Origin of the sequence: Niastella sp. (genome assembly GCF_045805085.1) — a bacterium.
In the GTDB taxonomy this organism is placed as follows: domain Bacteria; phylum Bacteroidota; class Bacteroidia; order Chitinophagales; family Chitinophagaceae; genus Niastella.
This window is the reverse complement of record NZ_JBJMLX010000190.1, coordinates 23,249-30,875: the sequence shown is the minus strand read 5'-3', so window position 1 is coordinate 30,875 and position 7,627 is coordinate 23,249. Positions and strand designations below refer to the sequence as shown.

Sequence of the window (7,627 nt, the reverse complement as noted above, 5' to 3'; positions counted from 1 at the left end):
GCACCGCATTCCGATGGGTTGTTTCAATATTCTGTCTTTCAATAGCCGTTAAATTGCTTGTTGGCTGGTTGAGCAATTCTTCCAGCGGGTTCAATATAAGAGTTAGCGGTGTTCTGAACTCATGGCTAATGTTACTAAAGAAAACAGTTTTTGCTTTGTCGATCTGTTCCAGTTCCTCTGCGCGTTTTCGTTCTTCTTCAATGGCCAGCATTTTATTGACCTCCAGGGAAACTCGTTCACCGATCAACTCACAAAACTGTTTGAAATGATTATCAAAAAGCCGGTAGGGATTTAATGCAGCGAAAATAATAGCATAGGGATGGCTGCTGCCTACTGCAGTGATAGGTATAAAAACAAACTTTGTGGTAGCTGCTTTCCATTCCCCTTTCGGTATATCCTGGTTTAGGGTATTTATTTCAGTAACCGTTAATTCATTGGAAGCATAAGCCTGGCAAAATTCCCGCGTATCCATCGTGGGAGCTTGCATATCGATGACCGCAGGCAACAGGTATTGCTTATTGTTGGTGCCAGCTGAAGCGGTGGCCACAGCAATGCTGCCATTGTCTTCTAATTTATATACAGTGGCAAAAGGAAAATCCTTATTGTTTTTCCCTAACGCTTCAGCTAAATTCCGGTAAATAACCTGTAACGACTTTTCATCAAACACGATGGCGCCCAGATCACGCAATGTTTGTAACGACCTTTCATTAATAATACGTTCGGTATTGTCGGAACAAACACAGAACAGGCCTTTCATGGTTCCATTATCACCTGGTACCGGGCTATAACAAAAGGATACATATACTTCTTCCTGATAGCCCTTACGTTCCATAATAAACAGCATGGAATCGTCATAAGTACCTTCATTACGTTCTACACTCTTTATTTTGGGAACCAGCAGGTCCCATACTTCCCGCCATACCTCTTCAGCTTTGGCGCCTAAAGCGGCCGGATGCTTTACACCCAGAAAATGCGCATATTGGTCGTTATAAATATTGATGAGCGAAGGTCCCCACCATACATACATGGGTTGCGCTGAGGTAAGAATAATGCGGACACAGGTCTTTAAACCTTGCTCCCAGGATTCCGGATTTCCAAATGGCGTGCTCCCCCAGTCAAAATTGCGGATCCGCTCACCCATATCACCACCACCTGATAGAAAATCCAATTGATTGGGTATTGATATACTATTTTTTTCCATGTTGATTTATGCCTTGGTATCAAGCATCGTTTTCATATTTAATATTTCCTGCTACCTCAGGTTGAGCAATAAGTTTCCCGGCAATAGGCAATACGCCAACAGCGATTGCACTGGCAATACCTGTAAAAACCACTCATAGTAAGCATTTAGCAGTAAACGCTTTGCTAGTGTTACACTTTCAAATGATATGCCATTGGAACAGTGGCATACTTCTTAATTAGCAATTGAACATGGACTTAAGATCGGAATATCCTTTCTGGCTGCTCGACAAAGGCATTATTCACTCCTATCCTTCCCTGCAAAATGATATACGTACCGATGTAGTGATCATGGGAGCCGGTATCAGTGGCGCACTGGCCGCCTGGCATTTATGTAATGCCGGATTTAAAACAGTGGTTGTTGATAAACGCCATGTAGGCATGGGCAGTACGGCTGCCAGCACCGCCTTGTTGCAATATGAAATTGATGTTCCGCTCAGGGAACTGATTGAAAAAAGGGGTGAAAAAGATGCGGTGCGCAGTTACCTGCTTTGCCTGAAGGCCATCGACGATCTGGAAAACATTTGCGGGCAATGGGCCGAAGCCGGTTTTAACCGCCGCCCAAGCCTGCAATTCGCTTCTTACAAAAAAGACGTAGCTGCCCTGAAACAGGAATATACCCTTCGCAAACAATGCGGTATAGACTTGCAATGGCTCGACAAAAACGCTATAAACGACAAATTTGGATTTGAAAAAGATGCCGCCCTCCTTTCCAGCGATGCAGCCGAAGTAAAAGCCTATAGCCTCACCCATGCACTGTTGCATCGTTGCCGTCAATTGGGTGTGGAAGTATATGACCATACCGCCATCAGCCATTTTGGGGAGAACCAGCGCGGGGTACACCTTGTAACTGATGAAGGCAAAAAGATAAAAGCCCGGAAGCTGGTTATTGCCTGTGGATATGAATCGGCCCAATTTATTCCACAAAAAGTGCAAACCCTGCATTCAACCTATGCCATCGTTAGCGAGGCCGGCAATACCGATCATTTCTGGTATCGTAATGCCCTGATCTGGGAAACAGCCCGTCCCTATTTGTACCTGCGCACAACCGGCGACAATCGTGTTCTCATCGGTGGCAGGGACGATGATTTCTCCAGTCCTTACCTGCGCGACCGGGCCCTGCCAACCAAAACAAAGGCCTTGGAACACGCATTCAGGAAGTTATTTCCTGGCATTCATTTCAGGACCGATTTTCAATGGGCCGGCACCTTTGCTTCCACCCGCGATGGACTGCCCTATATTGGCAGCCTGCCAGGTAAACCGCATACGTATTTCGCGCTCGGACTGGGTGGTAATGGAATAACATTCAGCATTATAGCAGCGCAGATAATTACCCGCCTGGCCTTGGGCCTGCAAGACGATGATGCGCGGCTGTTTGGGTTTGAACGCGGGTAATACGAGGCACAGTTTTTTTCCAGTATACAATAAACCAATTGATATGAAACCGACCCAAACTTTGCCGGGCAGTGAAAAGCAGATGGACCATAAACCTATAGTGGATGATGTAACGCATCAACCCAGTGGGAAGTTGAAAAACAAGATCGCCCTTATTACCGGCGGCGACAGCGGTATTGGTAAGGCAGTGGCCATTCTGTTTGCCAAAGAAGGTGCTAAAGTGGCTATAAATTATCTGAATGAACATGAAGATGCCAGGTCAACAAAAAAATTGATTGAAAAATACGGCGGGGAAGTATTGTTGATACCCGGAGATATAAGCCAGGAAGCTTTTTGCCGCCAACTGGTTGAAAAAACGGTAACTCATTTTGGCCGGATAGATATCCTCGTTAACAATGCCGGCACCCAGCACCAGACCCAGGGACTGGAAGATATAACCACCGAAAACCTGATACATACTTTTCAGGTGAATGTTTTTGCCATGATCTGGATCACGCAGGCCGCGTTACCCCATATGCCCAAAGGCAGCGCCATTATTAATACCAGTTCTGTAACAGCCTACCAGGGCAATGCCATGCTGTTGGATTACAGCGCCACCAAAGGCGCTATTGTCGCTTTTACCCGTAGCCTCTCGGCCAGCCTGGTTAGTAAAGAGATCAGGGTGAATGGCGTGGCCCCGGGCCCCATCTGGACGCCCCTTGCTACCGCCACCAATGATAAAGAAGGCAACAAACACCATGGTGAAAACACGCCCTTACATAGGGCCGGCGAACCGGTTGAAGTAGCGCCCAGCTATCTTTTTTTGGCTTCAAAGGACGCCTCCTATATGACCGGACAGGTATTGCACCCCAACGGTGGTTCTATTATTAACGGATAACATTACAAATGCGAGGTAACGGCCGCATGTATCTGCCTTAACACCTTATCGCGGGTATTGTTGAAGCCCATTTCTATGGTATTGTCGATCCAGCAATGCACTTCCATTTTAACAGTATCGCCATTATAGTCAACAAACAATACCTGCACTTTTTCATCCTTCACCTCAGGAACATGTAGCAGCGCATCCTTAATTTGTTGCTCAATAGTCTGAAAATTCGACTTTCCGGGGAAAGTAAGGTCAACATCGATGCGCCGTTTGCCACTCAGAGAATAATTGGTAATTGGCTTCTGGAATATTTCCTTATTCGGCAACATAATGTGCAGACCCTGAAATGTGCGAATGGTGGTTGACCGCAATTGTATTTCTTCCACAATTCCGGTAAAGCCGTTTGTGTCTACAATATTGCCAATATCGAAAGGTTTTCTGAAAATGATGAATACCCCTGATATGAAATTGGCCGTAAGATCCTGGAAGGCAAAACCCAATGCCAGGCCAATAATACCAGCCCCCGCCAGCAGGGAAGCAATGGTTTTTTCAAGATGCAGCAATTGCAGGCTGATAAAAAGACCCACCAAAAGAACAACAATAAAAAATATGCTCGAAAACAACCCACTGATGGTTGGTTTGTGCGATACCCTCACCAATAGTTTGTTCACTATCTTTCTAAGGAATTTGGCCAAAAAAAAGAAAGCAGTAAAGACAAGCACGGCCAATAACAGGTTAGGCAGCATTTTTATCGATAGCATCAACCAGGACTCCAATTTTTGCTTTATCAGTTCGAACCATTTTTCCATAGCGGATAATATTTGATACATATGAACGCTAATCTCAATAAATCAATGCCAACCCATATTGATAAACCTGAACTGTAAACAGCACAGGATAATCGACGCTTTGGGGAAAACCTACCCCCAGTTCCCAAAACCGGCATTGATGTTTTTTTGCGGAAACCGCAGCGATTCAGTAACCCTGATTTGCTCAATTTTAATACACCTTCGATGGCAATGCCTGCTCCCTGTTTCGACACGCTTTCATCATTTTCAGATTTTTGTAAAATTTAAATTTTAATGTGGGCGGTGCATTAGTATACCAGAAAAAAGAAGTAAATTAGGTTAGAGTAAAAAATCCAGTTGCTATTAACACTTCTTTCACCGTGAACGCAGGAACATTGCCAACGGAACAGGCGTATTCAACGTATAGATAAGAAGTGAAACAATAACCATCTGCCTACAGCAATATAATAACGACATCAAATAAAGGATATCATAAAAGAGGAACAGTAATTCTTATAGCAATTGGATAGAATTCGACCGGCATAATTTTTGATCTTTTATCATTGGAAGTAAGCACAACAGTACGTTTGAAAAGTGGGGGAACACATTTCAACAACTTCATAACAGGCATCGCATCGATAGATGAACCAGGGAAACGGAATTTTCGATCTCCACCATTTTGAGAACAAACCAGACGAAAGCATAGTTATACAGCATACCTTTTGTATGCATTTCACCAATTAAAACAAAGCAGCACTTTACAGGTAACCGCTGTCTATTTCAGGTAGTATTAATTGAGTCATATTATCCTCTTTTTAGCTCCACCCCTATTTAGCCGATAATATGGATTGGAACCTTTATAACACCGCTAATAGAATCCGAAGAAAGACGAATTGTACAACGCTCTGTATCCTATTTACTGATTAGATCGGAACAATAAGTTATTAAGCCAGATTATACGCTCGTATAAGAAGACCTCTTTTTAGTATTGTTTTTTTGTAACTAAAAATTTAAGAGATATGAAAAAAGAACACACCTCCCTTTTCAGCAATCTCTTTGGTGCAAAGGGTAAACCTGCTGAGTCAGAAAAATCAACTCCGGTTGTTATTACTTCTTATTCTCAACCGCATGTACTGCAACAGAGAATGAAAGAAGAAAAACTGTCGCATGGTGAAACAGTGACAGCAAACATTTCACCGGTAAGATTGGAAAGCAACTTTGGTAAAATGGTGCTTTATTTCTGCCCGATGCAATCAATTGAAATTACTGAAAAGGTTAACGCCGGTGACGGAGGCAGCTTACCGGCTGAAGCAATCATTGATGGACTAACAGTTCCAGGAAACTGCAAGCCCGGCTTGTACACATTAAAAAATGTAACTCTATCCTCTAACGGAACCATGCAGGTGATAGCCACCGAAAATACCATGTGGGAATGCGTTTAATAAGCATTAACTGGTATTAAAAAAGTGTCCAGAGAGAAAGTACTTTTGATGTGAAGCCCTACAGGAGCAGGATACAGGTACATTTTCGTCTTTGTAATCCCTCGTCTGATAAGTTTCATGGTAATTATTCTGCCTCATCAAACATGTCAATATAAAACCCTCGTCCCGGTATTGCCGGTGTGAGGGTTTTTTATTGTATACTGCTTAAATGCTAAATCCACCATCGATGGTTAATGAAGCGCCCGTCATAAAACGGCTGGTTTCACTGGCCAGGTAGGTGGCCAGTTCGGCTATATCTTCCGGTTTGCCATATGTAGGAATGGCCATGGCGTCACGAAGTATATCCGCATGGGCGCCGTCGGCCGGGTTCATATCGGTATCAACCGGCCCGGGTTGTATCATATTCACAGTAATGCCCTTACCACCCAGGTCACGGGCAAGGCCCTTTGTTAAACCTATCAATGCCGTTTTGCTCATGGCATACAAACTACCTGTTGGGAATGCAACCCGTTCCGCCATATTACTGCCAATGGTAATAATGCGGCCACCTTCTTTCATATATTGCGCCGCTTTTTGTGAAGCCAGGAATACAGCCCGTACATTCACGGCCATCGTAGTGTCAAAATCGGCCACGGTATACTCAGCCAGTGGTTTGGCAACATAAATGCCGGCATTGTTCACAAGAATATCAATACGGCCAAACGTGGCAACGGCTTTTTCAATAGCTGCATGAATGGCATCGGGCGAAGCATTATCAACCGCAATGGCCAAAGCCTGCTGTCCTGACTTTTTAATTTCATCAACCACCTGTTTCGCCTGGTCGGCTGCATGTACATAGGTTATCACCACATCGGCGCCTTCTGCTGCCATACGCTTAGCAATACCTGCTCCTATCCCTCTGCTGCCGCCGGTAATAAATACAACTTTGTTTGTTAATCTCTTCATAGTAATCTTTTTATTGCTTGCAAAACTATTGGCTGCATAGTACATTTGCCGGTACATATAATGTTGTTAGGTACTATCAAAAATGTAAGTAATGCGCAAAGAGAATTCCACCAATACGCTTAATAAACAGCAAATAGATAAGGACTGTGGCATGTCGTACACCCTTAATGCCATCGGCGGCAGATGGAAACCCGCCATTATGTTCAGACTGACCCGCGGTAAATTGCGCTACAGCGAACTGCGCGACTCCATTCCCAATGTAACCGAACGAATGCTGGTATTACAACTGCGTGAACTGGAAAAAGACGGATTAATAAAACGGATCGTGTATGCTGAAGTACCACCCCGGGTTGAATACGAATTAACCGCAAAGGGTAACTCATTGAGACCGATCCTGAGAAGCCTTTCAGACTGGGGAATTAAAAACAGGGATTAGAGTTACAGAGAAAATTTGTAATAATGTTGCAAATTTCTCTATTTTTGTCCCCGATGACAGGAAAGCGGATCATAACCAAGCTCACCACCGTGCTACTCATCCTGGTGTTCAGCCAGAAGATGGGTGTGGGCCTGTATCTGCATAACTGGTTACACGCTTCCAAACAACATGCAACGTCATCAAAACCCGTTTCAGGCCAGGAAATACAATTTGCCTGCGGTTGTATCAACGATTTTAATCTGCCATTCACAGAGACTACCGTTCCTTCAATAGAAGTGCCGGTAACCCTCGTTAACCAGCCGCACCCTGCTCCTATCTTCACCATCCCGGCTGTATTCAAATACTTCCATTCACTTCGCGCGCCCCCGGTTGTAGCTGCCTGATCTATTCTTTATTGCTTCCATCGTTTTTTATGCATGCTGCATTAAAAGCCATTGTATGCATACAATTACAACCCGGGAAACAACCACCACCAACTTAATCCAGACAGACCCTTGCGGACTGTTCAAACTCATTT

Annotated in this window: 8 protein-coding genes; 5 read left to right on the top strand and 3 right to left on the bottom strand. The window is 44.2% G+C overall.

Annotated elements, in window-relative coordinates; translation table 11 throughout:
- The coding region (locus ACJ751_RS09825) for a histidine kinase dimerization/phospho-acceptor domain-containing protein (protein ID WP_407745312.1) at positions 1-1,201 on the bottom strand (1,201 nt) is incomplete at its 3' end.
- 230 nt (positions 1,202-1,431) lie between these two features.
- On the opposite strand from ACJ751_RS09825, the gene ACJ751_RS09820 reads away from it, so the two are divergent.
- Both ACJ751_RS09820 and ACJ751_RS09815 read left to right on the top strand, forming a co-directional pair.
- Positions 1,432-2,634 carry an NAD(P)/FAD-dependent oxidoreductase gene (locus tag ACJ751_RS09820; RefSeq protein WP_407745311.1) on the top strand — a complete coding sequence of 401 codons (1,203 nt, stop codon included), beginning with the start codon at positions 1,432-1,434 and terminating at the stop codon, positions 2,632-2,634.
- A 43-nt stretch (positions 2,635-2,677) separates the two neighbouring features.
- Entirely contained in the window at positions 2,678-3,511 is an 834-nt protein-coding gene (locus ACJ751_RS09815; protein WP_407745310.1) for an SDR family oxidoreductase, read from the top strand.
- A 2-nt stretch (positions 3,512-3,513) separates the two neighbouring features.
- On the opposite strand, the gene ACJ751_RS09810 is transcribed toward ACJ751_RS09815, so the two are convergent.
- On the bottom strand, positions 3,514-4,308 hold the full coding sequence (locus ACJ751_RS09810; RefSeq protein ID WP_407745309.1) for a mechanosensitive ion channel family protein: 795 nt from the start codon (positions 4,306-4,308) through the stop codon (positions 3,514-3,516).
- Positions 4,309-5,306: 998 nt separating this feature from the next.
- Here ACJ751_RS09810 and ACJ751_RS09805 point away from each other — a divergent pair.
- The gene (locus tag ACJ751_RS09805; protein WP_132560834.1) at positions 5,307-5,729 is read left to right on the top strand and encodes a hypothetical protein; all 423 of its coding nucleotides are present in this window, start codon (positions 5,307-5,309) and stop codon (positions 5,727-5,729) included.
- Positions 5,730-5,933: 204 nt separating this feature from the next.
- Here ACJ751_RS09805 and ACJ751_RS09800 read toward each other — a convergent pair whose 3' ends face one another.
- Positions 5,934-6,674, bottom strand: a complete 741-nt coding sequence (locus ACJ751_RS09800) for an SDR family NAD(P)-dependent oxidoreductase (protein ID WP_407745308.1) — start codon at positions 6,672-6,674, stop codon at positions 5,934-5,936.
- A gap of 91 nt (positions 6,675-6,765) precedes the next feature.
- On the opposite strand from ACJ751_RS09800, the gene ACJ751_RS09795 reads away from it, so the two are divergent.
- On the top strand, positions 6,766-7,110 hold the full coding sequence (locus ACJ751_RS09795) for a winged helix-turn-helix transcriptional regulator (RefSeq protein WP_407745307.1): 345 nt from the start codon (positions 6,766-6,768) through the stop codon (positions 7,108-7,110).
- A 23-nt stretch (positions 7,111-7,133) separates the two neighbouring features.
- Positions 7,134-7,493, top strand: coding sequence for a hypothetical protein (locus ACJ751_RS09790; protein ID WP_407745306.1), 360 nt, complete (start codon positions 7,134-7,136; stop codon positions 7,491-7,493).
- The last annotated feature ends 134 nt before the right edge of the window (positions 7,494-7,627 follow it).

What these genes read in the sequence shown, in the direction of transcription:
- ACJ751_RS09805 (WP_132560834.1), top strand. Translation starts at nt 5,307, where the DNA reads ATGAAAAAAGAACACACCTCCCTTTTCAGCAATCTCTTTGGTGCAAAG.
- ACJ751_RS09815 (WP_407745310.1), top strand. Translation starts at nt 2,678, where the DNA reads ATGAAACCGACCCAAACTTTGCCGGGCAGTGAAAAGCAGATGGACCAT.
- ACJ751_RS09790 (WP_407745306.1), top strand. Translation starts at nt 7,134, where the DNA reads ATGTTGCAAATTTCTCTATTTTTGTCCCCGATGACAGGAAAGCGGATC.
- ACJ751_RS09810 (WP_407745309.1), bottom strand. Translation starts at nt 4,308, where the DNA reads ATGGAAAAATGGTTCGAACTGATAAAGCAAAAATTGGAGTCCTGGTTG.
- ACJ751_RS09795 (WP_407745307.1), top strand. Translation starts at nt 6,766, where the DNA reads ATGCGCAAAGAGAATTCCACCAATACGCTTAATAAACAGCAAATAGAT.
- ACJ751_RS09800 (WP_407745308.1), bottom strand. Translation starts at nt 6,674, where the DNA reads ATGAAGAGATTAACAAACAAAGTTGTATTTATTACCGGCGGCAGCAGA.
- ACJ751_RS09820 (WP_407745311.1), top strand. Translation starts at nt 1,432, where the DNA reads ATGGACTTAAGATCGGAATATCCTTTCTGGCTGCTCGACAAAGGCATT.